This window comes from Rhizobium sp. Root1212 (assembly GCF_001424985.1).
Taxonomy (GTDB): Bacteria; Pseudomonadota; Alphaproteobacteria; order Rhizobiales; family Rhizobiaceae; genus Pararhizobium.
Map to the genome: position 1 here is coordinate 1 of NZ_LMDA01000005.1, position 23,706 is coordinate 23,706.

Sequence of the window (23,706 nt, forward strand, 5' to 3'; positions counted from 1 at the left end):
CCTGCAGAATGCGGTCTGGTCGGCTCTTCCGAGCTGCACCTCGTCCACCGGGCTGCCAGGCGGCAGAACCAGATCGAGAATCTCGTCGCGCACAAGGTCGTAGACCATCTTGGCGCCAGAGCCACGCTTGCGTTCGGGAAGGGTCGTGCTGTCGCTCTCGATCATCGGATCATCCTCGTTGTTCCGGCAGGCCGCAGCCGGAGACGACATGGGTAACCGCGCATCGCCGGCCAAGGCAAGGGGCCACATCTGTGCGACATCCATGCAACTGGCAGTTCTGCGAAAAGCGCGCTAGGCTGTGGATGGCGGACGTCTTCGTCCTGTTACGCGGCCGCCTTATCTCCCGAGGGCTGGAAACTACCCCCCGCGTCCTCCCCTTTGAACCGGGACATGGAGAACACCCTTGCCGACCGAAACCGAACTGAAACTGGAACTGACCGCCGAGGCTGCCGAAACCCTCGCCGCCTCCGGCCTGCTGGGCGAACCGGCGGCCACCAGGGCGTTGCGCTCCGTTTATTTCGACACGGCCGATACACGACTGAAAACGGCAGGGTTTTCCCTCAGAATCCGGACAAGCGGCAATGATCGCATCCAGACGGTGAAGGCCGGCGGCCCGGCGGGCGCGCTTTTCGCCCGCGACGAGTGGGAAATGCCGGTCGCGGGCGAAACCCCCGTCATCGATTATTTGACGCCGCTGCGCACGGAATTCGCCATCGGCGCCGACGACCTCAAGCCGCAATTTTCGGTCGAGGTGATCAGGCGCATCTGGAACGTGACCGAGGGCGAAACGGTAATCGAGGTGGCGCTCGACGAGGGCCTCGTCATCGCCGGCGAACGCCGCACGCCGCTCTGCGAGCTGGAGCTGGAACTGAAGGGCGGCAGCGTGCAAGGGCTGTTCGTGCTGATGCGCCGGATCGCCGACATCGTTCCAGTGCGCATTGGCGTGCGCTCGAAGGCCGAGCGCGGCTATGGCCTGCGCGAGGAACTGCGGCCCGCCCTGAAATCAGAGCCGATGCGGCTCGATCGCAGCATGAGCGCCGCCTCTTCGTTCCAGGCGATCGCGGAAGCCTGCTTCCGGCATTTCCGCCTGAATGAAGACATCTTCCTGCAAAACCGCAACGCCGAGGCGCTGCATCAGGCCCGCGTTGCCCTGCGCCGGCTCCGCTCCGCCCTTTCACTCTACCGCGCGATGCTGCCGGATGCGCAGCCCCTGAAGGACGAGCTGAAATGGCTCGCCAACACGCTGGGCGATGCCCGCAATATCGACGTTCTGCTGGCGGAAGAGAAGGAAGGCGAACTTCACGACAGGCTGGAGGCGGCGCGCGGTGAAGCCTATGGCCGTGTCGACGAGGCCCTGCGCTCATCCCGCGCCCGGTCGCTGGCCCTCGATTTCAACGCATGGCTCCGCTGTGGCGACTATCTGAGCCTGCCGGAAACCGAGGAGATCCGCAGCACGCCGGCAGCGGAATTCGCCTTGCAGGCCCTCGACCGCAAGCGCCGGAAACTGAAGAAGGCGGGACGAGCGCTTGCCGAAGTCGACGACGCCCAGCGCCACGAAGCCCGCAAGGCCGCCAAGAAACTGCGCTATGCCGCCGAATTCTTCGGCCCGCTCTTTGCCGGCAAGAGGGCGCAGAAACGCTACAGGAAATTCGTCGACAGAATGGAAAACCTGCAGGATCGCCTTGGGCTCCTCAACGACATGGTCATGGCGCCGCATGTCTTCGAAGCTCTGGGGCTGGCAGATGCAGCCGGCCCCCGCAACGCCATTGACGAGGATGCCAAGGCACGGCTGATCCGCGACGGCCAGCGCACACTCGACAAGCTGATCGATACCAAACGCTTCTGGCGCGAATAGCCCGCCTCTACACGTCCAACCTCCAGCACCCTGTCACCGGTGGAACACCGCCGGATGCCGTGTTGCAGCAGATTGCCGCAACGCCTGCCGCATTCGGCAAGGCAGAAGAAGCTGGAGACAGACATGAAGACATTTACCCGCGCCGCCATCTCTCCCCCACGCCATGGCACCCCGGCCATGGCCTTCGGCAACCACATCATCCGCATCGTGGCGGGCAATACCGGCGGGCGCCTCGGCATGCTCGAAGCCTTCATCGTGCCGGGCGAAGGTCCGCCGCTGCATGTGCATGAACGGGAGGACGAGTTCTTCCGCGTGCTTTCGGGCACCTTCGGCTTCTGGTGCGCCGACGATTATACCGAACTTGGCCCCGGCGGCTGCATCGCCCTGCCCCGCGGCATTCCCCACCGCTTCCAGAACATCGGCGCGACCGAGGGTCACCTGATGGCAGTCGTGACGCCGGGCGGCTTCGAGAGCTTCTTTCCGATGATCGAACTCTGCAAGCCGGAAACGCCGGCCGAGATCGCCGCCATCGCCGCCGAATTCGGCCTCACCCTTCTGCCGCCGGCCGATCGCAACGCGGCCTGACCCTTCCCTCCCTCTTTTTTCGGAGAACACCATGCAACTCGACAACCACCAGCTTGACCTGTACCTCAAGCGCATCGGGCAGGAACGCCCGCAAAATCTCGACTTCGCGGCCCTTGCCGCCATCCACAAGGCGCATCTGATGACCTTCACCTGGGAAGGGCTCGATGCCTTCATGGGCTGGCCCTCGTCCATCGATCCGCAACGCATCTTCGACAAAATGGTGACAGGCCGGCGCGGCGGCTGGTGCTACGAGATGAACGGACTGCTGGGTGCCGCCCTCGCCGGCCTCGGCTTTCGCGTCACCCGGCTGTGCGGCGGGGTCAACCGCGCCAAGCTCGGCGATGTCGCGATCGGCAATCATCTGACGCTGCGCGTCGATCTTGACCGCCCCTACCTCGCCGAGGCCGGCGTGGCCGACGCCATTGTCGGGCCCGTACCGCTTGCGGTCGGCCCGATCAGCCAGCGCGGCTTCGATTTTTCGATCATGCCGACGGCGGATGGCTGGCTGCGCTTCCACAACCATGCGCTCGGCCTTGCCCCGAGCTTCGATTTCCGCCCGGATCATCAGGACGAGGCAACACTTGCGGCATCGCAGGAATGGCTGATGCGCGACCCCGCCTCCCCCTTCACCGGCGCGCTCGCCATCGTGCGGCATACGGCGGAAGGCTATGTCGGCCTGCAGAACAACCGGCTGCGCCGGGTCACGGCCGCCGGCATCACCGAGCAGACCATCGACAGCATGGGTGCCTTTGCCGATGTGCTGGACGACGTGTTCCAGCTCGACGTGCCCCGGCATGGGCGGGTGTGGGAGCGGGTGCAGGCGGCTCTCGACCGCGACGAAGCGGCGTAAGAGTGGGCCAGTCTCTGGCCCGCTCAGGCAGAGTGGACCGGCGTCTCGTTCAGTTCGCAGACGCCGGTTCCGATCGTCATGGTGTTGCCGCGCCAGTCGATGGTGCCGCTGACCCAGCTCTTCAGCCAGATCATCGGCATCATCGCATCCCGCACCATCATGGCCGGCAGCGACAGCAGCGAAAGCCGCCAGCCCTTGGCCGCCGCCAGCGCCATCTCCGGCAGATAGATGGCAGCCGCGACCAGCCCGAGCACCGGCAGCGGCGCAACGCCCGCCAGAACCGCCGCGGCCAGCGCCAGCAGCATCGGCGGGAAGGCGCCGAGCGCGATCTCCGGCGTGAAGAAGGCCGGGAAGGTCACCCGGCGAAGACGAGCCCAGCGCGCCTGACGCGACCAGACATCCTCGACGCTGCGCCGCCCAAGCGGCTGCTCGAAGGGCGCCGAGACCAGATGCACGTGCCGGCCGATTTCGCGTACCAGCTTGGTTGCCGCCGCGTCCTCGGCGATCTCGGCATTCAACGCCTGGATACCGCCGACGGAATCAAGCATCGGCTTATGCCACAGCATGCTCTTGCCCTGCGCGAAGCCAAGACCGATGGCCTCGCCGGCATATTGCCAGCGCGCCTGCTGGGTGTTGAGGAACATGCATTCGACCTCGGCCCAGAAACCATCCGGCCGCGAGCCGAGCGGCGTCGAGCAGACGACGCCGCTATCCCGGCGCCATCCGGCCAGAAGATGCTGGATGTAATCCGGCGGCATCAGCACGTTGGAATCGGCCAGCACCACCCAATCGTGCCGCGCCGCCTCCCAGCCCTTGACGCAATTGTTGAGCTTGGGATTGGCACTGATGCGGTCGTCGCCGGTGAGGATGCGCATGTCGACCCGCGGATACGCTGTGGCCACATCGTTGATCGCCTCGATCACCGGGTCGTCGGCATCGGCGACACAGAAGAGCAACTCGTAATCCGGCCAGTTCAGCCGGAAGGCGGCTTCGAGCGTTTCGCCGGTGAAATTCTCGATGCCGCGCACCGGCACGACGATCGAGACCGGCGGCGTACCGGCAATCTCCGGCGCCGGCGCTCCGTTTTTCTGCATGCGCCGGCCGGCAATCAGGATGCTGGCCAGATTGGCGAGGACGAGCGCTCCCGCGGCAAGCGCGAATGCCGTTTCCATATGCGATCACTCCGTCAATTGCCCGGCCCGCGCCGATTCCGCGCGGACGTTTCATGACGAAACAAACAGCATTGTCACATGACATCGCGATGACATAAGGCAATTTCGCGGATTACCGCGCGAACTTGCGCGCGCCGGCGACGCAGGCGATGACCCCGAGCGTGACCAAAAGCATCATCGAGGTCACGGCTTCGCCAAGCAGCGTCGCGGCCAGCGCCAGCCCGAAGAACGGCTGCAGCAATTGCAACTGGCCGACCGCCGCGATGCCGCCCTGGGCGAGCCCGCGATACCAGAAGACGAAGCCGATCAGCATGCTGAACAGCGAGACATAGGCGAGGCCGAGAACAGCGGGCGTGCCGACTTCGGCAAAGCTGACGGGCATGAAGGCAACCGCAGCCACGCCCATGACGGGAAGCGAAATCACCAGCGCCCATGAGATGACCTGCCATCCGCCCAATGTGCGCGACAGCCGCGCGCCCTCGGCATAACCAAGTCCGCAGACGATCACCGCCGCCAGCATCAGCCCGTCGCCGACAGGCGATGCCGTCAGCCCCTGGGTGATGGCGAAGGCAGCTACCAGCAGACTGCCGAGCCCGGAAAACAACCAGAACAGCGGCTTCGGCCGCTCGCCGCCCCGCAGCACGCCGAACGCCGCCGTCGCCAGCGGCAGAAGCGCAATGAAGACGATGGAATGCGCTGACGTGACATGCCGAAGCGCCAGCGCCGTCAACAGCGGAAAGCCGACGACGACGCCGAGCGCCACGACGACAAGCGAAACCGTCTCGCTGCCGCTCGGCCGCTTTTCCCGAAAGATGAGAAGCAGCAACAGCGCCAGAAGCCCCGCGATCGCCGCCCGCGCCGCCGTCAAAAACACCGGATCGAAGGCGATGACCGCGACCCGTGTTGCGGGCAGCGAGCCCGAGAAGATCAGCATGCCGATAAAACCATTGACCCATCCGGCCGTCGCGCGGTCCATGAAACACTCCATTCCTGTTTCGGCCTTTATCGGCCCGGACGGATGGTCTCGCCAGCCACAGTCTGATACAGTTTCGACAAACTGTTATGATAAAGGTACCAGTACGGATGGATGGAACGCTCCCCCTCGGCATGACCCGCGTCGCCTTGGTGATGGCGACGATCCGTCAGCGCATCGCCGGCCGGACGCTGACGCCGGGGGCAAAACTGCCCTCGGTCAGAAGCCTCGCGGGCACGCTGAAAGTCTCGACCTCCACCGTGGTCGAGGCCTATGAACGGCTGGTGGCGGAGGGCACGATCACCTCGCGGCCGGGCTCAGGCTTCTACGTGGCGAACCAGACGGCGCCTTTCTCGCTTGCCGAGGCCGGCCCGCGGCGTGATCGGGCGGTCGATCCCTTCTGGGTTTCGCGCCAGTCGCTGGAGGCGGAGGCCGAGGACCTGAAGCCCGGCTGCGGCTGGCTGCTGCCCTCCTGGCTTCCGCAGGACAATATCCGCAGGGCGTTGCGTAACCTCGCGCGGGCCGAAGCCTCGGCGCTCGCCGACTACGGCTCGCCGCTCGGCCTGCCGGCACTGCGGCTGCTCATCGCGCGGCGCATGGCCGAGCGCGGTATCGAGGCCTCGCCCGAGCAGATCATGCTGACCGATTCCGGCACCCAGGCGATCGATCTTCTCTGCCGGCTGCTGCTGGAGCCCGGCGATACCGTGCTGATCGACGATCCCTGCTATTTCAATTTCCAGGCGCTGCTGAGGGCGCATCGCGTCAAGATCGTCAGCGTGCCCTATACGCCGGCCGGTCCCGATACCGCCCTTTTCGCCGAGATCGCCGCCACGCATCGTCCGCGCCTCTACATCACCAATTCGGCGATCCATAACCCGACGGGCGCCACGCTCTCGCCGGTGACGGCGCACCGGGTGCTGAAGCTTGCCGAACAGTTCGGAATCACCATCATCGAGGACGATATCTTCGCCGATTTCGAGCATATGCCCGCCGCCCGCCTCGCCGCCTTCGACGGGCTCGACCGAGTGATCCATATCGGCAGTTTTTCGAAGACGCTGTCGGCTGCGGCGCGTTGCGGCTTCATCGCGGCGAGGCCGGAGTGGATCGAGGGGCTGATCGACCTGAAGATCGCCACCAGCTTCGGCAGCGGCCGGCTGACGGCCGAGCTGGTGCTCGGCGTGTTGAGCGACGGCAGCTACCGCAAGCACGTGGAGGGCCTGCGCATCCGCCTTTCCCAGATGATGGCGGATGTTTCGGCGCGGCTGAAACTTTTGGGTATAGAACCCTGGCTTCAGCCGCAGGCCGGCATGTTCCTCTGGTGCCGGCTGCCGGACGGGATCGATGCCGCCGATGTCGCCCGCGCGGCGCTGGAGCGCAATGTCGTGCTTGCGCCCGGAAACGTCTTCAGCCACTCCCAGTCCGCCACCGGCTTCATGCGCTTCAACGTCTCACAGATGCTCGAACCGCAGGTTTATGCAGTCCTGGGAGCGGCATTGAAGATTTAGGGCAGAATATGCCCCGCTGCGATGAACAGGCGGTACCATTCCTCACGGGTCAGCTGAATATCGGCACCGGGCACGATATCGGCGAGGCGGTCGGGGCTCGTCGTTCCGAGTACGGTCTGCATGTTGGCCGGGTGGCGGCCGATCCAGGCGAGCGCGATGGCCGAGGGTGAAACCGCGTATTTTTCCGCAAGTTCGTTAAGCGCCACGTTGAGGTCCGGGAAATTCTCGGTATCGCCGAGAAAGATGCTGCGGATGGGGCCGCCGCGCTGGAACGGCGACCAGGCCTGGATCGTCATGCGGTTGATGCGCGAATAGACGACCACCTCGCCGTCACGATCGATCGACTGCTCGTTGCCCGCCATATTCGCCGCGACCCCGAAGGCGACCGACGGCGCATGGGTGACGCTGAGCTGCAGCTGGTTTGCGACGAGCGGCTGGCGCACCGCCGTCTTCAGGAGGTCGATCTGGGCCGGTGTGTGGTTCGACACGCCGAAATGGCGCACCTTGCCCGATGCCTGCAGCGCATCGAAGGCTTCCGCCACGTCTTCCGGCTCCACCAGCGCATCGGGGCGATGCAGCAGCAGAACGTCGAGATAGTCCGTCTTCAGCGCCGCAAGCGAGCCATCGACCGATTCAAGGATATGCTCCTTGGAGAAATCGAAATAACGCCGGCGGATGCCGCATTTGCTCTGCAGCACGATCGCTTCGCGCTCCGCCGCCGACAGGCGCACCGCCTCGCCGAAACGCTGCTCGCAATGATGCGGGCTGCCGCCATAGATATCGGCATGGTCGAACATGGTGATGCCGACATCCCGCGCCTTCGTATACAGCTGGCGGATAGCGCCGTCCTCAAGCGTGCCGATGCGCATCAGCCCCAGCACCACCGAAGAGGCGGTCACGCCCGATTTTCCCAGTTCGAATGTCTTCATCTCTGTCTCTTTCTCGGTTTGGACAAGGCTACACCGTCAGGCGAGCGCGGGATAGCCAAAGGTCACGGCCTGCCTTTCCAGCTCCGCCAGCCGCTTGAAGCGCAGGCCCGGCCCCTTTGCTGTTTCCATGAGGACGCGCACGCCCGCGACACGGCCCGGATCGAAGCGCAGCGATTGCCGAAGGTGACGCAATCGATCGCTGCGACATCGGCCTGCGGCTCGCGGCGGCATCGAGCCCCAGGGCGCGCAAACGCCCGGCCAAAGCCTGCCAGAACAGCCGCGTCGCCTGCGCCACCGGCGGCGGGCTGACACACATGGCGAGACTGGCGACAGGCATCGGGCACAAACTCCGGCGGAACCTGCGACAATCCGTGCAGCGGGTCGCCTGAAACCGCAACAGGATTTGCCTGACCCAAAGATTTCGCCCTCGGTTCTTTACACGCTCTTTACCTCTGGCGCGCACCTTTGCCACCAAGCGCGATTGGTTTTTTGTACGCGCATTTCTCCATCTTCTCCCGCCCTTCCGGCGGGTTTCTTTTTGAAGCGTACCGAAATCGGGGATTCTGGCCTTTTCAGGCCTTGGAAGTCGCTCTTTACTGTAAATCGTATTCGATTTGAGAATGCTTCCCCGCATCCATAGAGCCAAACATGGATGCCTCTTGCCCCGCCGTTCCTCGGCGGGGCCTTTCTTCCCCAGATACGTCAGTGCAGCCCGAAGAGGGCAAGAAGCTCTTCCCGCTGGCGCACGAAAGCCGACGCGGTGCGATCACGCGGGCGCGGCAGGTCGATATCGATGAACTTCGGCTCGCCCCCCTTTTCGCGCGGCAGGATGAGGATGCGGTCGGCCAGATAGATCGCCTCTTCCAGATCGTGAGTGACGAGAATGGTCGTTACGTCCTCGTCGCGCCAGATGCGCGCCAGCTCCTGCTGCATGCCGATCTTGGTCATGGCGTCGAGCGCGCCGAGCGGTTCGTCGAGAAGCAGGATTTCCGGCTGAACGGCGAGCGCGCGGGCAATGCCGACGCGTTGCGCCATGCCGCCCGACAACTGGCGCGGATAGGCGTTTTCGAACGGCTGCAGCCCCACGAGTTCGGTATAGCGTCGGGCATGGGCCCGCGCCTCCTCCTTGCCAAGGCCGCGGGTCTCAAGCCCGAAGGCGACATTGTCGAGCACGGTGAGCCACGGCAGAAGCCGCGGCTCCTGGAAGATGACGGCACGCTCGGCGCCGACACCGTGCACCGGGCGGCCGTCGATCAGCACCTCGCCGGCATCGGCCTCTTCGAGCCCGGCCAGAACGCGCAGCAGCGTGGTCTTGCCCGAGCCGCTGGCGCCGACGATGGCGAGGCTTTCGCCGGGGCGGATCGTGAGGTTCAGGCCCCGCAGCACGGGCAAGGGCCGCCCGTTGAGGGTGAAGGATTTCGAGAGGTGACGGATCGTCACCTCTCCCCGCTCGGTGGACGGCGCGATGCTCATGGTGCCGCTCCTCAGTTGGTTGCCGTTTCAGCCGAGTAAAGGATGTCCTTCGCCGCCAGCTGGCCGTCCTTCAGCTTGCCTTCGCGCACCAGCACGTCGATCCAGAACTGGACGTCGCGATCGACGGCGCGGCCGCCCTCACGCACGCCGTAGCCGCGGAAATACTGGGCGATCTCAGGATTTTCGCCGCGTTCCTTCAGGGCCTTGGCGAAGACGGCCTTGGTTTCTTCCGGGTGCTCGCGGGCATAGTCGAGCGCACGGGCGGATTGCTCGACGAAGGTCTTGGCCGCGTCCGGGTGCTCCTTGACGAAATCACGGCGCAGCACGACGAAACCGCCGGCGATCTCGCCGAGAACATCGGTGTCGTCGAAGACCGCGCGCAGGCCGCCATTCTTGCGCGCCGCGCCCTCGAAGGTGGTCTGCCAGTAGCCGAAGGCCGAGATATCGACCTGACCGGAGCGCAGTACCTGCTCCAGCTGCGGGCCGGGCACGACGACCTGATTTGCCGCATCCGACGGCAGACCCGCCTGATGCAGCGCCTCGCGGATCGTGTAATCGAGATGGGCGCCGAGCGTGTTGACGGCGATGCTCTTGCCGGCGATGTCCTTGATGGTTTTGATCGGGCTGTCTTCCAGCACGTAGAAGATCGACTGCACCTCGTCGTTGATGCCGTTCGAGGGATAGGCGGCGACGAAATCATTGCCGCCGACGATCGAGTTCAGGACGGCCGAGGTCGCCGCGCTGCCGATCTCGACATCGCCGGAGGCGAGCGCGATCAGCGAGGCCGGGCCGCCGGTGGCATAACCGACATTTTCAAGGGTGATGCCGGTGCCGTCGAAATAGCCGAGCTCGGCGGCAAGCTCATGGGCGGAAAGGCCGCCCTGGCTGGCGAGATAACGAAGCTTCACCTCATCGGCGGCAAGCGTGGTGCCGGCGAGCCCGAAAAACAGAACGGCTGAGGCGAGAAGGCGGGAATGGAAGGTCATGGGATCGTCTCCTGTGAAAGGGGGAAAAGGGGAAATCAGAGGCCGGGCTGCGACCAGCGGCAGAGCCGGCGCTGAAGCAGCACGAGGATGGCATTGGCAGCGAGACCCAGCAGAGCGAGCAGCAGGATCGCCGCGAACATCAGCGGGATCTGGAAATTGTACTGGGCATTCATCACCTGGAAGCCGATGCCCTTGTTGGCGCCGATCATCTCGGCGGCGATCAGCAGCAACAGCGCCGTGGTGGCGGAAAGCCGGAGGCCCACAAAGATCGCCGGAACGGAAGCCGGCAGGATAACACGGCGGAAGATGGCAAGCCGGCCGGCGCCATAGGTGCGCGCCATCTCGATGAGCTTGCCATCCACTTCCTTGACGCCGCCGATGGTCGCCAGCAGCACCGGAAACAGCGTCGCCCAGAAGATGACAAAGACTTTTGACGTTTCGCCAAGTCCGAGCAGCAGGATGAAAATCGGATAGAGCGCCAGCGCCGAGGTCTGGCGGAAGAATTGTAGGAGCGGATCGAGCGCCTGCTCCACCGCCTTCACCTGGCCCATGAACAGGCCGAGCGGAATGCCGATGACAACGGCTGCGGCAAAGGCGATACCGGCGCGCTGCAGGCTGATGGCGATATCATCGAGCAGCGCCCCGCTGGCGAGGCTGTCCCAGAGCGCCGCAAGGATGACGTCGAGCGGCGGGAAGACCGCCGGATTGACCCAGCCGCGCGTGCTCGACACCTGCCAGACGGCGAGGAAGGCGATGACAAGACCGTAGCGGGTAAGGAACGGTGTGACGACGGCGCGCAGGCGCGTCCCGAGGACCGAAACCGCCCGGCTCCCCTGGAAATCCGGCGCAAGCGAAAGATCGATGTTTTCGTAGGCCATGACCGACGCCCTCACTCTGCGGCCTGGATGACCGAGCGCTCGGCGGTCCAGCGGTTGATCGGGAAAGGCAGGCCGAGGTTTTCTCGCAGCGTCTTGCCCTCATAGGCGGTGCGGAACAGGCCGCGGCGCTGCAGTTCGGGAATGACGAGATCGACGAAATCGTCGAGCGCGGTCGGCAGCCACGGCGGCAGGATGTTGAAGCCATCGGCGGCCTCGTTCTCGAACCATTCCTGCAGCGTATCGACGATCTTTTCCGGGGTGCCGACGATCGTGTAGTGGCCGCGGGCCGAGGCGATCCATTGGTAGAGCTGGCGGATGGTGAAATTGTTCTCGTCGGCGATCTGGCGGATCAGCGCCTGCCGGCTCTTCATGCCCTCGGTCGGCGGTGCCGGCGGCAGCGGGCCGTCGAGATCGTAGCCGTTGAGATCGAGCGTGCCGCCGGTCAGCCCGTTGAGAAGACCAATACCATCGGCTTCGACGATCAGCGAGGTCAGGCGGTCGTATTTCTCCCGCGCCTCTTCCTCCGTGCGGCCGACAAAGGGCGAGACGCCGGGCATGATCAGGATATGATCCGGGTTGCGGCCGAGACCGCGCGCCCGCGCCTTGATGTCGCGGTAGAATTCCTGCGCCGTCTCGATGTGCTGGTGAGCGGTGAAGATCACCTCGGCCGTCGCCGCCGCGAGCCCGCGGCCGTCATCGGACTGGCCGGCCTGGACGATGACCGGATGGCCCTGCGGCGAGCGCGAGACATTGAGCGGGCCGCGCACCTGGAAATGCTCGCCGCGATGGCCGGTCTCGTGCAGCTTCTCCTGATCGAAGAAGACGCCGGCTTCCTTGTCGCGCAGGAACGCGTCGTCCTCGAAACTGTCCCAGAGCTTCTTGACCACGTCGACATGCTCGGCCGCGCGGCGATAGCGGGCGGCGTGCGGGAGCTGAGTTTCGCGGTTGAAGTTCTGGGCGGTCGGATCGCCCGTCGTGGTGACGACGTTCCAGCCCGCCCGGCCGCCCGAGATCAGGTCGAGCGAGGCGAATTTGCGCGCTGTGGTGTAGGGCTCTTCATAAGTGGTCGAGGCGGTGGCGATGAAGCCGAGATGGGTGGTGAAGGGCGCGAGCGCCGAAAACAGCGTTACCGGTTCGAAGCCCGCCACCTTGGCATTGCCGCCTTCCCGCGCGCCGCCAAAACCGATCGCCAGATTGTCGGCGAGGAAATAGGCGTCGAACAGGCCGCGTTCGGCCGTCTGGGCCAGTTGCTTGTGAAATTCGAAACTGGTGGCGCCGTCGGCCGGCTGGTCCGGGTGACGCCAGGCGGCGACATGCTGGCCGCCTCCGGGAAGAAATGCTCCAAGTCTGATCTTGCGTGCCATGATGCTCTCCTGTGGGTCGGCAGGCACCCGCCTTGGTGTTCGTCCGGGCTGCCACAGGGAGAAAGTGTAGATAGTGCATCAATTTTATAGAGAAACTATCTTTCCTTATTGACGCATGAAGTGAAAAGATTTGCGGCTGGAAGGGCGAACGGCGACATCCCTCAACCGTCGGCCTCCTCAGCGGGTCTCCCCGCAGCGGCGTCGTCGAAAACCGAAGCCTACGCCAGCCGGCTCGCGTCCCGCTGGGTTACAGCGGCGACGCGGATGGTCCTGCTCCTACTTTTTCGATGGGTGGCTGTGCCGTTCCGCAGAAATCGTATACACTTGTAAATTAATGAAACACATTTTACTGGTAGTTTCGTATACATAAATGGCGACAAGCTTGAGTTGGCTGTTGTGGCATACCACGATCCGCAGCTCTCTTAGGAGTGAAGTGCATCACGGTGAAAGCCGCGGAAAAACCGGTCGGCCGTGCGGGCCGTAACCGAGGAAGGAGACATCATGTCAGGACATCAGGTTACACAGGGCGTCGGTACGGCGTCGCAAGCGCCCGCCTTCGACCGGGTGGGCTTCGTCGAGGCCTTCGGAACCTGTTTCCGCAACGGCGACTCGATCGCCGGCCGCGCCTTCGACGCCGCCGTCGTGCCGCTCGAGGATGCCGGCAGCATCTTTGCCGCGCTGCGTGATCAGTTCCGCGCCGCCAGCGACACCGAGCGGATGGAGGTGCTGAAGGCCTATACCCCGCTCGATCCGGCCGTGAAGACGGCCGAGATCGTCGCGGACGAAAGCCAGTCCTCCGGGCTTCGCGCCATGACGGCCGGCCAACAGGCGCGGCTTCTGGAACTGCTGTCCCGCTATACCGAGAAATTCGGCTTCGACGTGATCTTCGCCGTGCGCAAGTACACGACCGCATCCCTGATCGCCTCGTTCGAAAAGCGCATTCTCGACAGCTACGAGGCCGAGTTGAAGAGCACCTTCGCGGAAGTCGAGCAGTTGGCAGAGATTCTGGTCAAGGCACGTTTCCTGTAATTACGGCCGGCTCAATCCGAACCAGACGTACTCCGAGGGAAAAGCACTACGCCGCCTTCTTCTCCAGCGGCAGGCCAAGTTCCTCGCAGATCGAGCGGACATGCGCCGCACTTTGCTGGATGTACTGCACCGTCTCGTCATAGTGGAAATTCGCCTGCGCCCAGGCCGCGTAGGTGGCGCGGTCCATGATCTCGCCCGCCGCGATGCGGCGGCCATAGGCCTGCACCATCTCGATATAGGCGGCATATTCCTCCGGCGTCAGATCGGGATGGCCTTCGAGCCATTTCGGATCGGCGATCTCGATCACCATCTTCGGCGGCGTGCGCGGCCGGTCGGTAAAGGACTCGTAGTTCTCGATCGTCAGGTTCATCGTCGGGTTGGCCGCGGCGAGGATCGGCAGGATCTGGCGGAAATCGACGACACCCGCGCCGCAGGGGCGCATCTGAAAATCGAGCACCGCACCATCATAGGCGATCAGCGCATCCTTGATATGGGTCTGGCGCACATAAGGCGCGACACGTTTTGCCGACCAGACCGGATGCTCGCCGCGCTGCAGCACGTTTGCGGTATCGAAGACGATGCCGGTCGTATCCGGCCCGACCTCTTCGACGAGCCGCACCAGCTCGAACGACGTGATCTCCTCGTGGGTTTCGAGATTGAGGTGGATGCCGAGATCGCGGGCGATCGGCGAAAGCTTCTTCAGGAAGCGGGCGGTGGCCTCCAGCTGTTCGGCCCAGGTGACGTCGGTGCGGAACCGGTCATAGGCGAAACGGCCGACGAAGGCCGGCTTGTAATTGGCCGTGGCGACCCACAGTTCGCGGCAATCGATGGCGGCGCAGGCTTCCATCATCCGGCGGAAGCCGAGCAGGATGTCGCCATTGCCGACCATGCGCAGCTCGGGCGCTTCCGGGGTGGCATAGGGGTTCACCTTGCCGAGGCCGGCTTCCATGTACATGCCGAGTTCATCGGCGCGGGCCTTGATCTCCTTCAGGGTGCCGATATCCAGCGTCGGGCTGATATCGAGCACGGTGCGGAAGAAGAGCCCTTCCATACCGAGTTCCTTGCCGTGATCGAAACTGGCGACGGGACCGCGTTTCGCGGCCTCCGGGATTTTGCGGCCGTCGACACCAATACGCATCGAATATGTCTCCTTGCAATGTCAGGTCAAAACGTGACGCCGCTCGCGGCGGGCGCGGCCGATCTCGGGATCGGGCACGGGCACGGCCGCCAGCAGCGCCTGCGTATAGGCTTCCCGCGGGCGCTCGAAGATGTCGGCGCGAGGGCCTGCTTCCACCACCCTGCCCTTGTGCAGCACGACGATGCTGTCGCAGAGATGGCGCACGACCGCGAGATCGTGGGCGATGAAGACGATGGCGAGGCCGAGCTTGCGCTGCATGTCGCGCAACAGGTTGATCACCTGCGCCTGCACCGAAACGTCGAGGGCCGCGACGGGTTCGTCGCAGACGAGAATGCGCGGCCCGATGACCAGCGCCCGCGCGATCGCGATACGCTGCCTCTGCCCGCCGGAGAACGAACGGGGGAAGCGCACCATGTCATCGGGGTTGAGGCCGACGGTGCGCATGATCTCCGCCACCCGCTCGCGGCGGCGCGCGGCCGTCGGCTCCAACTTGTGAACCAGAAGCCCCTCGCCGATCAGCTCTTCCACGCTCATGCGCGGGTTGAGGCTGCCATAGGGGTCCTGGAAGACCATTTGCACTTCGCGGCGGAAACGCAGCAGTTCCGCGCCCCGCGCCTTGGAAACATCCATTCCGTCATAGAGGATCGAGCCGCTTTCCGGGGCAGCAAGCGCCATCAGGCATTTGGCGATGGTCGATTTGCCGGAGCCGGATTCACCGACCAGTCCGAGCGCCTGTCCCGGCGCCAGTGAAAACGAAACGTCGTGCAGCACCTGCACCGGCGGATTGGGGAAGGAGGAATAGGATTTGTTGATGCGGTCGACCGTCAGCAGCATGGCTCAGGCTCCCTTGCGGTCGTGCAGGTGGCAGGCGACCCGCTCGCCGGTAACCGGCAGCACCGCCGGCAACTCGGCCCGGCAACGGTCAAAGGCATCGCTGCAGCGCGGGTTGAAAGGACAGCCGGCCGGCCGCGCCATCGGCGCCGGCGGGGCGCCGGGAATGGCGTAAAGCTCTTCCAGATCCTGATCGATGCGGGGCACGGCCCGGATCAGGCCGCGCGTATAGGGATGCTTCGGGTCCTTGAACACCGCATGGACGTCGCCATCCTCGACGATACGGCCGGAGTACATGACCATGACGCGCTCGGCAAAACCGGCGACGACGCCGAGATCGTGGGTGATGAAAAGCACCGCAAGGCCGCGGCGCGTCGAAACGTCGTCCAAGAGGTCGAGGACCTGATCCTGAACGCGCACGTCGAGCGCCGTGGTCGGCTCGTCGGCGATCAACAGCTTGGGTTCGCCGACCAGCGCCATCGCGAGCACGACGCGCTGGCGCATGCCGCCGGAGAATTCATGCGGATAGGAACCGAGCCGTTCGGCGGCGCGGTCGACGCCGAGTTCGTCGAGCACCGAAAGCGCCCGCTTGCGCGCCTCCACCCGGCCGATGCCGCGGATGCGCAGCGTCTCGGCCACCTGATCGCCGATGGTCATCAGCGGATCGAGGAAGCTCATCGGGTCCTGAAACACCATGGCGATGGAGCTGCCGCGATAGTGCCGCATCTCTTTTTCGGAGAGGGTCAGCAGGTCCCGGCCCTCGAAATCGATCTTGCCGGAAAGCCGGGCTACCGGATCGAGCCGCATCACGGCGCGGGCGGTCACCGACTTGCCGGAACCGGACTCGCCGACGAGGGCGACCCGCTCGCCGACCGCAATCGAGAAATCGATATTGTCGACGATTCTGAGGCCGTCCTTGCCGCCGGCCAAGGGCATGTCGACGCTGAGGCCGCGGACCTCGACAAGCGGCTTTTGCGTTTTCGATGGGAACATGACCGAACCTTCCTGACGAAAATCCATCGCCTCAATTCCCCCCGAGCGACGGATCGCGGCGGACCTGGATGATATCGCCAAGCAGGCCGAACGCGATGGAGGTGATGGCGACGGCGGCACCCGGCATGACCACGGTCCACCAGGCAGTCGAGACATAACCGCGGGCACCGGCGATGGTCGCGCCCCATTCGGGGCTCGGCGGCTGGGCGCCGACGCCAATGAAGGAGAGGCTTGCGAGAACGAGAACAGTGTTACCGATGTCGCCGGCCCATTTGACGATGAGCACGTCGAGCGAATTCGGCAGCACATGCTTGGTCATCAGCCGCCAGCGCGACACGCCGAGAACCTGTGCGCCGGCGACGAACTGCGATTCCATCGTCTGGCGCATGATGCCGCGCAGCAGGCGGGCGGTGGTCGGCCAGCCGGTGATCGCCATGGCGATGATCGCCGATTTCAGGCTCGGCCCCATGGCGGCGGCAAAGCCGAGCGCCACGATCATGCTGGGCAGGGCAAGGCCGATATCAGTAAGGCGCATCAGCGCCTCGTCAAGCCAGCGCGGACCTGCAGCCGCAACGGTGGCGATGGTGACGCCGATCAGCGAATAGAGCGTCACGACGAGGAAGGACGACAGCAGCGTCGTGCGCGCGCCGGCAACGAGACGCCAGAAGACATCGCGTCCCTGATCGTCGGTGCCGAACCAGTTGGCGGCGCTCGGCGGCATCAGCGAGTTGGCGATGTCAGACGTGTAGATGCTATCGGGGGCGAAGAACGGTCCGAAGACGGCCGCCAGCAGCAGCACGCAGACCAGCACGATCACGGCGGTATCGAAAGGTGAAAGCGCGAGCCGGCGACGGCGCGGAGCCCCTGACATGGCCGATACGGTCGTCATGCCCTGCTTCCTCCGAATTGGGCCGAGCGGATGCGCGGATCGACCAGCAGCTGGGCGATATCGACCAAAAGGTTCATGATGCAGACGACCGCGCCGATGAACATCACCGAGCCGAGCACCGCGAACGTATCCTTCTGCGCCACCGCATTGAACATATAGGCGCCGATGCCCTTGCGGGCGAAAACGGTTTCGACCAGCACGGCCGAGCCGATCATCGCCCCGGCCTGCGTGCCCGAAAGCGTCAGCACCGGATTGAGGCTGTTCGGCAGCGCATGACGCACCAGCATGCGGCTCGACGACGCGCCCTTGGCGCGGACGGCCATGATGAAATCGCTTTTCAGCACGCCCAGCAGACCGGTGCGCAGAGCCCGGAAAATCTGGGTCGAGAATAGGATCGCCAAAACCGCGGCCGGCAGGATCAGGTGATGCAGCGCATCGATGAAGGCTGCGCCATTGCCGGCGACAACAGCATCGAGCGTCGGCGCACCGGTGACGACCGGTGCAGCCATGCCGAACGAGGCCTGCCCCGAAATCGGCACGACGCGCCAGAGGCTGCCCAGCACATATTGCAGCACCAGCGCCAGCCAGAAGGCCGGCATGCCGCCGAGCGTCACCGCCGCGATCCGGCAGATGGTATCGAAGGTGCGGCCGGAACGATAAGCTGCAACGATACCGGTCGGGATCGCAAGCGTGAGATTGATCACCATGGCGAAGAACACCAGCTCGAAGGTGCTGGGAAGCACCACCGAGAGATCGCTCAACACCGGCTGCAGCGTGACGTTCGAGGTTCCGAAATCACCCCTCAGGATACGGCCGAGAAAGCCGAGATACTGCATGATAACCGGGGCATCGAGCCCCAGCCGTTCGCGCACCGCCTCGATCTGGACGGCGGACGCATCGGCACCCGCGGCCATCTGCGCCTCGTCGCCGGGCATCAGCTTGACCATCAGGAAAACCAGCGACGCCAGCCCCCAGAGGGTCAGGGCTGCGAGGCCGAGGCGCCGCAGCAGGAACCAGGAATAGACACGCAGTCCCGTCATGACACTTGCTCCTTACGGATTTGCAAGCCGGAAATCGGCCGGTTCGGCCGGCGGCACCAGCATGCTGGCATTGAGATCGGCCAGCGTGCCGAGACGGTAAACGGCCGGCTTGTAGACGCCGTACATATCGACCATCACCGAGTCCTTATCGAGGATGACCTGCACCTGCTTATAGAGTTCGCAGCGCTTGGCATCGTCGACCGTGGCAAGCGCTTCGTCGAGCAGCTTGTCGACCTCGGGGTTCTTGTAGCCGACGCGGTTGGTGCCGACCGCATCCGAGCGATAGCCCTTGGTCAGGACGATGCCCGAATCCGGTACCTGGGCGAAGTCTTCGAGCAGCATCATCTGCGGGATCGTCGCCGTGTCCTTCAGCGCCGCCAGATAGTTAGGGAAGGCGATCGGCTCCAGCTCCAGCTCGATGCCGGCCTCGCGCATGTTGGACTGGAACAGCGTCGCTTCCTGCTTCTGCAGTTCGAACACCGGCTGGAAGCTCATCTTGAACTTCATACCGGTTGCGCCGGCTTCCGCCAGCAGCGCCTTGGCCGCCTCAAGGTCTTGCTTGACCTCCGGCAGATCGGGGCGGCAATCGAGGCGCGCCGGCAGCGGGCCGTTGGCGATCTTGCCGTTGCTACCGCGAATGCCGCGCAGGCCGCCTGCATAGTCATAGACCATGCGCAGCGCCTTGCGCACCTTGGGATCGGCGGTCGGCCCGGTGCTGGTGTTGAAGAGGATATCGGCCTGATAGCTGGCATTGATCGGCACGACCTTCAGGTCCGGGTTCGTGCCCATGCCGGCAGCGTCGCGGTCGGCGATGGAGAAGCCGACGTCGATGTTTCCGGCCAGCAGTTCGTCACGGCGCGTCGCGCTTTCGTCAATGCGGCGGAAGACGATCGATTCGGGGCGACCGGCTTCCGGCGCCCAGTAATCCTTGAAGAGATCGATGACCACGGCCTGCGACTGGTCGCCCAGCATGAAAGGACCGCTGCCGGCATCGTGGGACTGCAGCCAGGCCTGGCCGTCGTCGCCGCCGGCATTGGCGGTCACAAGAGCCGAATTCAGGATGTAGATCTTGCTGAGCGACGGCAGGAACAGCGTATTCGGCTTCGTCAGGTTGATCGTCAGATGGGTATCGTCGGTGACGGTGGTCGAATCGTAGCCGTTGACGAAGGAGGCGACGCCGGTCCCGAGCTTCTTCAGCCGGTCCAGCGTGAAGGCGACATCCTTGGCGGTGAGTGCCGTGCCGTCGTGGAATTTCACACCCGGCTTCAGGGTCATCGTGATCGACTTGGCGTCATCCGAATAGGCGTACTCGGCGGCAAGCCAAGCCGTCAGCTTGGAGCCGTCATAGGTGACCAGCGTATCGTAGAGGGCGCTGGCGATCGTATTGGTCTGGTTATAGTCCGCGCGCAGCGGGTCCAATGTGTTGATCTGGCCGCCGAGGCCCACGATGATCGTGTGAGCGCGGTCTGCGGCCAGGGCGGACGAGCCCGCGACCCCACAAGCCAGCGCAAGAGAAAGCGCGCCGATCATGCGCGCTACATGGCGGCGCTTGCCGCTTTGCGAAACGATGCTGCTCACTTCCGTTCCTCCCGTCCGTGAAATCGCGTTGACCACGTAAGATTTGATGTATCTGTATCAAATATTATCGCATAATGTATACATAAATTTGACGGCCAGACAATGGCCTCCGTCGCGAAAACCCCTCTTTCCGAAAGCCCGGCATTTGCGGGCTATCGCACACCGGCCGCGAAAAAGATGGCAAAAATTCGGGGTACCGACGAACCGGATATCCCAAGAGAACGGCTGCGCCTGACGATGAGCCAACGAAACGCACGCCACAACCAGGCATAAAGCCACTCTACCCTGCGCCAATCGGCACCCCGAAGATATCGAGACCATCAATACCGTTAGCGCCTTGACATATTGGATACAAATTGCGATCACATATGATACGTTACAGTCCGGTGAAAGATGTGGCAACGGCGGGTTCCATCGATCCGGGTCCTATCCGGCCCCCGCATTGCCGTTCGGTCTTGCCTTCGAGGTTCTCATGGTGCGCCTGCTTGTCATCAATCCGAACACATCCCCACAGGTTTCCGGTGTCATCGACGCGCTGGTGAAGGAAGAAGCGGGAGGCGGCGCCACCGTGAGGACCGTGACTGCCCGGTTCGGCTTTCATTACCTGTCGTCGCGCTCGGCGGTCGCGATTGCCGGACATGCGGTGCTCGATGCCGCCGCCGATGCGATCACCGGGGAGGACAATCCCGACGCCATCGTGCTCGCCTGCTTCGGCGACCCTGCTCTCGAAGCGATCCGGGAAATGACCGGCCTGCCCTCCGTCGGCTTTGCCGAGGCCGGACTTTTTGCCGCCGCGGCCGAGGAGGGCCGCTTTCTCGTGGCTACGCGCGGCGAGGTATGGTGCGACATGCTGGGCGAGTTGGTCCGCCAGCTCGGGCTCGAAAGCCGCGTCGCCGGCATCCATGCGATCGACGATGACCAGGAGGATGCCGGCGTCCTCGCCGCAACGCTCGCCCGCGTGGCAGGCGAAAAGGGTGCTGCCCGGCTGGTCGTCGGCGGCGCGGGGCTGATCCCGATCCTGCCGGACATCATCCGGGCATGCCCCGCCCCCATTCTCGATCCGCACCGGATCGCAGTACGCAAGGCCATCCGGCTCGCGCAGGACGCGCGCACGGCAACCGCCATCCGGCCGCCGGGAAGGACGAAGGGCCTGTCGGAACGGCTGCGCAAGGTGCTTTCCGATCCGGGGCTTCTGTCGCCCTCGTCAGGCAATGCGCATTGAGAGGCACACCCTCCCGATCACATTTCACGAGGTCATCCGCCCATTTCATAGTTCAACTTCACCGCGCGCCGTTTTTGCTGTCTCTGCGGGGCAAACAGAGGGCGCAAGACTGCGGATGCGGGCGGTCCGACGACGGTTTTCTGGCGAATGGACACGATTTTCCCATGCTTGAACGGACTACAACTCTGCGTCATCGTATTTTTCTTGTCTTTCCGAATGGGCCAAGGCAATTGAGGAAAGAGAAAAAGTCACGGTAACCGTGCCGCAGCAGGATATGCGACGATGAACAAACCCAACGCCCACGATCCGGACGAAAAGAGCGGCTCCAGGATCGATGCGGTCTACAATGCCCTCTTTCAGGCGATCCTTGCCCAGGAACTGATGCCCGGCACCAAGCTGAGCGAGGAGACCATCGGCACGCTGTTTTCCGTGAGCCGCACCATCGTCCGGGCCGCCCTCAACCGGCTTCACACCGAATCCCTGGTCGAGTTCCGCCAGAACCGGGGCGCCTTCGTCGCCTCGACCACGCCGGAAGAAGCCCGCCAGGTGTTCGAGGCCCGCAACGCCATCGAGCGCGAAATCTTTCACAAGCTGGCCTCGATAATCACGGACAAGCAGATCCAGATGCTGCAGCAGCATCTGGAAGACGAGCACAAGGTGGACGGCCACGACCATGCCCGCGCCATCCTGCTTTCCGGCGAGTTCCATCTGCTTGCCGCGCGCATGAGCGGCAACGAGGTGCTGGCCGGTTTCCTGAAATCGCTGATTTCCCGCACCTCGCTGATCCTGGCCCAGCACAGCACCCATCAGGAGCCGGACTGCAGCGTCGACGAGCACGCCGAAGTGCTCGATGCGCTGCGCGCCCGTAACCCGCAAGCGGCTGCCAATGCCATCGTCAAGCATCTGGGACAGGTGTTCGACCGCGCCAATATCGGCCAGCGGAAGAAGACGGAGCGCAACCTGAGTGAAATCCTCTCACGCTACGCCTGATGGACGCTCCTCGGGCGGCGGGAACAGGGTGGTCCGTGGCTGATGCTGTCGAGTGCCCTTGGCCGCTGAAAGAAACTCCGGAGCGTTTCACCGTTCAATGCGCCGATGAAACGCTCCGGACAAGCTGCCCTCCCGGCAGAGGGGTATGCCGGGAAGGTCTGGGAGGAAGGCCTGCACGGCCGGCGCGGCCGTATAGATCGGTCATTTCAAAAGCTTTTCAAAGGTCTGCGGCAGCCTGTCGGCAGGCTTCGTCTGGTCCCAGGGGATATCGCGATCACCGAATGCGGTCGCCATGGCGAGCACCGAGGCGAACTCCTCGACAGCGATGCCGGGCTGGGCGCGCAGCCATTCCGGATCGAACACCGGCATGGCAAACTGCCCGATATGGGTTTCCACCCAGCGGAAAGCCGTCGGCATCAGAGCGAAGATCGCATCCCAGTCGACGAGCCCTTCGCCAACCGGCGCGAGAAACCTGCGGATACCACCGTCTTGAAAGCGCAAGACCGCATCGTCGATGTGGAGTTGCGCCGTATAGGGCGCGACGCGCCGGGCGGCCGCGACCGGGTCTTCCATGCGGCAGACGACATTGACCGGATCATAGGCGACGCCGAGCAGATCAGGCCCGGTTTTGCGGATGATCTCAAGGATTTCCGCCGTGGTGATTTCCTCATGGGTCTTGATGAGCAGCCGTGAACGGCGCTCGCGCAGCAGCGGCGCGACACGCGACACCAGCGCGGCTACAGCATCGCACTGCGCCTGCCAGAAGACGTCGGAGCGGAAACGCTCCTCGATCATGCCGACGACGAACATCAGGTCGTGAATGCCGGCATCGGCGGCAAGTCCGATCAGGCGGCGCAGGCCGGCTTCAAGATCGCCGTTGCCGGCATCGACGATCGGCTGGCAGCGGAACGGCAAAGCGGGATTGAGGAAACCGAGATTGGCCGAGAGGCGCACGCCCAGCCGGTCGGCCTCGGCGCGCACGGCCTGCATCTCAGCCGGATCGAGGGTCGCGCTGATGTCGGTCAGCGTGTTGAACAGCACGCCCTGCAAGCCCCGCTCGGAAGCTGCCTTCAGGGTGTGCAGCGCGTTCATCTCCCGCCCGCCGGGCAGTGTGTTCTTGACGATCCCGATCATGCTGCGGCCTCAAGGGGAATATCGAGGTCGGCGCAAGGTGCAGGCAGATGCGCAGTGCTCTTCCGGATGGCGTCAATCGATTTTGCGTAGCCGAAGGGGGCGGTGGCATCGGCGTTCCAGGTCGGCATTCTCATTTCACTCCCCTCCCCGATCTCGAAGGCCGGATGCAAAGGCATCTCGTCTCCGGCTTTTTGGATACTATCTTGTATCGAGATTATGTTGTCAATGTATACAAAATCTGCGATGACATCGGCCATATACAGGTGCCCGCCAACCGTGGTGCACGGACGCA

General features: G+C 64.2%; 23 protein-coding genes and 1 pseudogene. 7 read left to right on the top strand and 17 right to left on the bottom strand.

Annotated features, from left to right (window positions below; all coding sequences use genetic code 11):
• Positions 1–210, bottom strand: a pseudogene (locus tag ASC86_RS25635) (hypothetical protein); the annotation flags it as partial.
• A 193-nt stretch (positions 211–403) separates the two neighbouring features.
• On the opposite strand from ASC86_RS25635, the gene ASC86_RS08910 reads away from it, so the two are divergent.
• From ASC86_RS08910 to ASC86_RS08920, 3 genes are all read left to right on the top strand, one after another.
• A complete protein-coding gene (locus tag ASC86_RS08910) occupies positions 404–1,855 on the top strand; it encodes a CHAD domain-containing protein (protein WP_056319396.1) in 1,452 nt (483 codons plus the stop codon).
• A 123-nt stretch (positions 1,856–1,978) separates the two neighbouring features.
• Positions 1,979–2,440 (top strand): cupin domain-containing protein, encoded by a 462-nt coding sequence (locus ASC86_RS08915; protein ID WP_056319398.1) that lies wholly within the window; start codon positions 1,979–1,981, stop codon positions 2,438–2,440.
• A gap of 31 nt (positions 2,441–2,471) precedes the next feature.
• Positions 2,472–3,290 carry an arylamine N-acetyltransferase gene (locus tag ASC86_RS08920; RefSeq protein ID WP_056319401.1) on the top strand — a complete coding sequence of 273 codons (819 nt, stop codon included), beginning with the start codon at positions 2,472–2,474 and terminating at the stop codon, positions 3,288–3,290.
• A gap of 23 nt (positions 3,291–3,313) precedes the next feature.
• Here the strand turns inward: ASC86_RS08920 and ASC86_RS08925 are convergent, their stop codons facing one another.
• Positions 3,314–4,462, bottom strand: a complete 1,149-nt coding sequence (locus tag ASC86_RS08925) for a ceramide glucosyltransferase (RefSeq protein ID WP_056319403.1) — start codon at positions 4,460–4,462, stop codon at positions 3,314–3,316.
• A gap of 112 nt (positions 4,463–4,574) precedes the next feature.
• A complete protein-coding gene (locus ASC86_RS08930) occupies positions 4,575–5,438 on the bottom strand; it encodes a DMT family transporter (protein WP_056319405.1) in 864 nt (287 codons plus the stop codon).
• A gap of 86 nt (positions 5,439–5,524) precedes the next feature.
• On the opposite strand from ASC86_RS08930, the gene ASC86_RS08935 reads away from it, so the two are divergent.
• Complete coding sequence (locus ASC86_RS08935) at positions 5,525–6,940, top strand: PLP-dependent aminotransferase family protein (RefSeq protein ID WP_056319408.1); 1,416 nt, start codon at positions 5,525–5,527, stop codon at positions 6,938–6,940.
• Here ASC86_RS08935 and ASC86_RS08940 read toward each other — a convergent pair.
• From ASC86_RS08940 to ASC86_RS08960, 6 genes are all read right to left on the bottom strand, one after another.
• The gene (locus ASC86_RS08940; RefSeq protein WP_056319411.1) at positions 6,937–7,869 is read right to left on the bottom strand and encodes an aldo/keto reductase; all 933 of its coding nucleotides are present in this window, start codon (positions 7,867–7,869) and stop codon (positions 6,937–6,939) included. The two genes, ASC86_RS08935 and ASC86_RS08940, sit on opposite strands and share 4 nt — an antisense overlap.
• A gap of 36 nt (positions 7,870–7,905) precedes the next feature.
• Complete coding sequence (locus ASC86_RS26540) at positions 7,906–8,061, bottom strand: hypothetical protein (protein ID WP_244477568.1); 156 nt, start codon at positions 8,059–8,061, stop codon at positions 7,906–7,908.
• A 510-nt stretch (positions 8,062–8,571) separates the two neighbouring features.
• Positions 8,572–9,342, bottom strand: coding sequence for an ABC transporter ATP-binding protein (locus ASC86_RS08945; RefSeq protein WP_056319413.1), 771 nt, complete (start codon positions 9,340–9,342; stop codon positions 8,572–8,574).
• Between the two features lie 11 nt (positions 9,343–9,353).
• Complete coding sequence (locus ASC86_RS08950) at positions 9,354–10,328, bottom strand: ABC transporter substrate-binding protein (RefSeq protein WP_056319417.1); 975 nt, start codon at positions 10,326–10,328, stop codon at positions 9,354–9,356.
• A gap of 35 nt (positions 10,329–10,363) precedes the next feature.
• A complete protein-coding gene (locus ASC86_RS08955) occupies positions 10,364–11,206 on the bottom strand; it encodes an ABC transporter permease (protein ID WP_056319419.1) in 843 nt (280 codons plus the stop codon).
• Between the two features lie 11 nt (positions 11,207–11,217).
• On the bottom strand, positions 11,218–12,570 hold the full coding sequence (locus ASC86_RS08960) for an LLM class flavin-dependent oxidoreductase (protein ID WP_056319422.1): 1,353 nt from the start codon (positions 12,568–12,570) through the stop codon (positions 11,218–11,220).
• Between the two features lie 501 nt (positions 12,571–13,071).
• On the opposite strand from ASC86_RS08960, the gene ASC86_RS08965 reads away from it, so the two are divergent.
• Positions 13,072–13,599 carry a 2-oxo-4-hydroxy-4-carboxy-5-ureidoimidazoline decarboxylase gene (locus ASC86_RS08965; RefSeq protein WP_056319424.1) on the top strand — a complete coding sequence of 176 codons (528 nt, stop codon included), beginning with the start codon at positions 13,072–13,074 and terminating at the stop codon, positions 13,597–13,599.
• A gap of 46 nt (positions 13,600–13,645) precedes the next feature.
• On the opposite strand, the gene ASC86_RS08970 is transcribed toward ASC86_RS08965, so the two are convergent.
• From ASC86_RS08970 to ASC86_RS08995, 6 genes are read right to left on the bottom strand one after another with little or no spacing between them, the layout of a single operon-like run.
• On the bottom strand, positions 13,646–14,737 hold the full coding sequence (locus tag ASC86_RS08970; protein WP_056319426.1) for a sugar phosphate isomerase/epimerase family protein: 1,092 nt from the start codon (positions 14,735–14,737) through the stop codon (positions 13,646–13,648).
• Positions 14,738–14,758: 21 nt separating this feature from the next.
• Positions 14,759–15,571: an ATP-binding cassette domain-containing protein gene (locus tag ASC86_RS08975; RefSeq protein ID WP_056319429.1), complete on the bottom strand. Its 813-nt coding sequence runs from the start codon at positions 15,569–15,571 to the stop codon at positions 14,759–14,761.
• A gap of 3 nt (positions 15,572–15,574) precedes the next feature.
• Positions 15,575–16,561, bottom strand: coding sequence for an ABC transporter ATP-binding protein (locus ASC86_RS08980; RefSeq protein WP_056319626.1), 987 nt, complete (start codon positions 16,559–16,561; stop codon positions 15,575–15,577).
• 31 nt (positions 16,562–16,592) lie between these two features.
• Entirely contained in the window at positions 16,593–17,450 is an 858-nt protein-coding gene (locus ASC86_RS08985; protein WP_056319431.1) for an ABC transporter permease, read from the bottom strand.
• On the bottom strand, positions 17,447–18,490 hold the full coding sequence (locus ASC86_RS08990; RefSeq protein ID WP_056319435.1) for an ABC transporter permease: 1,044 nt from the start codon (positions 18,488–18,490) through the stop codon (positions 17,447–17,449). The genes ASC86_RS08985 and ASC86_RS08990 overlap by 4 nt, the downstream gene beginning before the upstream one ends.
• A 12-nt stretch (positions 18,491–18,502) precedes the next feature.
• Positions 18,503–20,068 carry an ABC transporter substrate-binding protein gene (locus tag ASC86_RS08995; protein WP_056319437.1) on the bottom strand — a complete coding sequence of 522 codons (1,566 nt, stop codon included), beginning with the start codon at positions 20,066–20,068 and terminating at the stop codon, positions 18,503–18,505.
• A 472-nt stretch (positions 20,069–20,540) separates the two neighbouring features.
• Between ASC86_RS08995 and ASC86_RS09000 the strand changes: the two genes are divergently transcribed.
• Together ASC86_RS09000 and ASC86_RS09005 are read left to right on the top strand one after the other, a co-directional pair.
• Complete coding sequence (locus tag ASC86_RS09000) at positions 20,541–21,290, top strand: aspartate/glutamate racemase family protein (RefSeq protein ID WP_156386964.1); 750 nt, start codon at positions 20,541–20,543, stop codon at positions 21,288–21,290.
• A gap of 282 nt (positions 21,291–21,572) precedes the next feature.
• Positions 21,573–22,280 (top strand): GntR family transcriptional regulator, encoded by a 708-nt coding sequence (locus ASC86_RS09005; RefSeq protein WP_082509980.1) that lies wholly within the window; start codon positions 21,573–21,575, stop codon positions 22,278–22,280.
• 201 nt (positions 22,281–22,481) lie between these two features.
• On the opposite strand, the gene ASC86_RS09010 is transcribed toward ASC86_RS09005, so the two are convergent.
• On the bottom strand, positions 22,482–23,414 hold the full coding sequence (locus ASC86_RS09010; RefSeq protein ID WP_056319441.1) for a TIM barrel protein: 933 nt from the start codon (positions 23,412–23,414) through the stop codon (positions 22,482–22,484).
• Complete coding sequence (locus tag ASC86_RS25640) at positions 23,411–23,671, bottom strand: hypothetical protein (protein WP_162244986.1); 261 nt, start codon at positions 23,669–23,671, stop codon at positions 23,411–23,413. Before ASC86_RS25640 ends, ASC86_RS09010 begins: the two co-directional genes overlap by 4 nt.
• Positions 23,672–23,706: the final 35 nt, after the last annotated feature.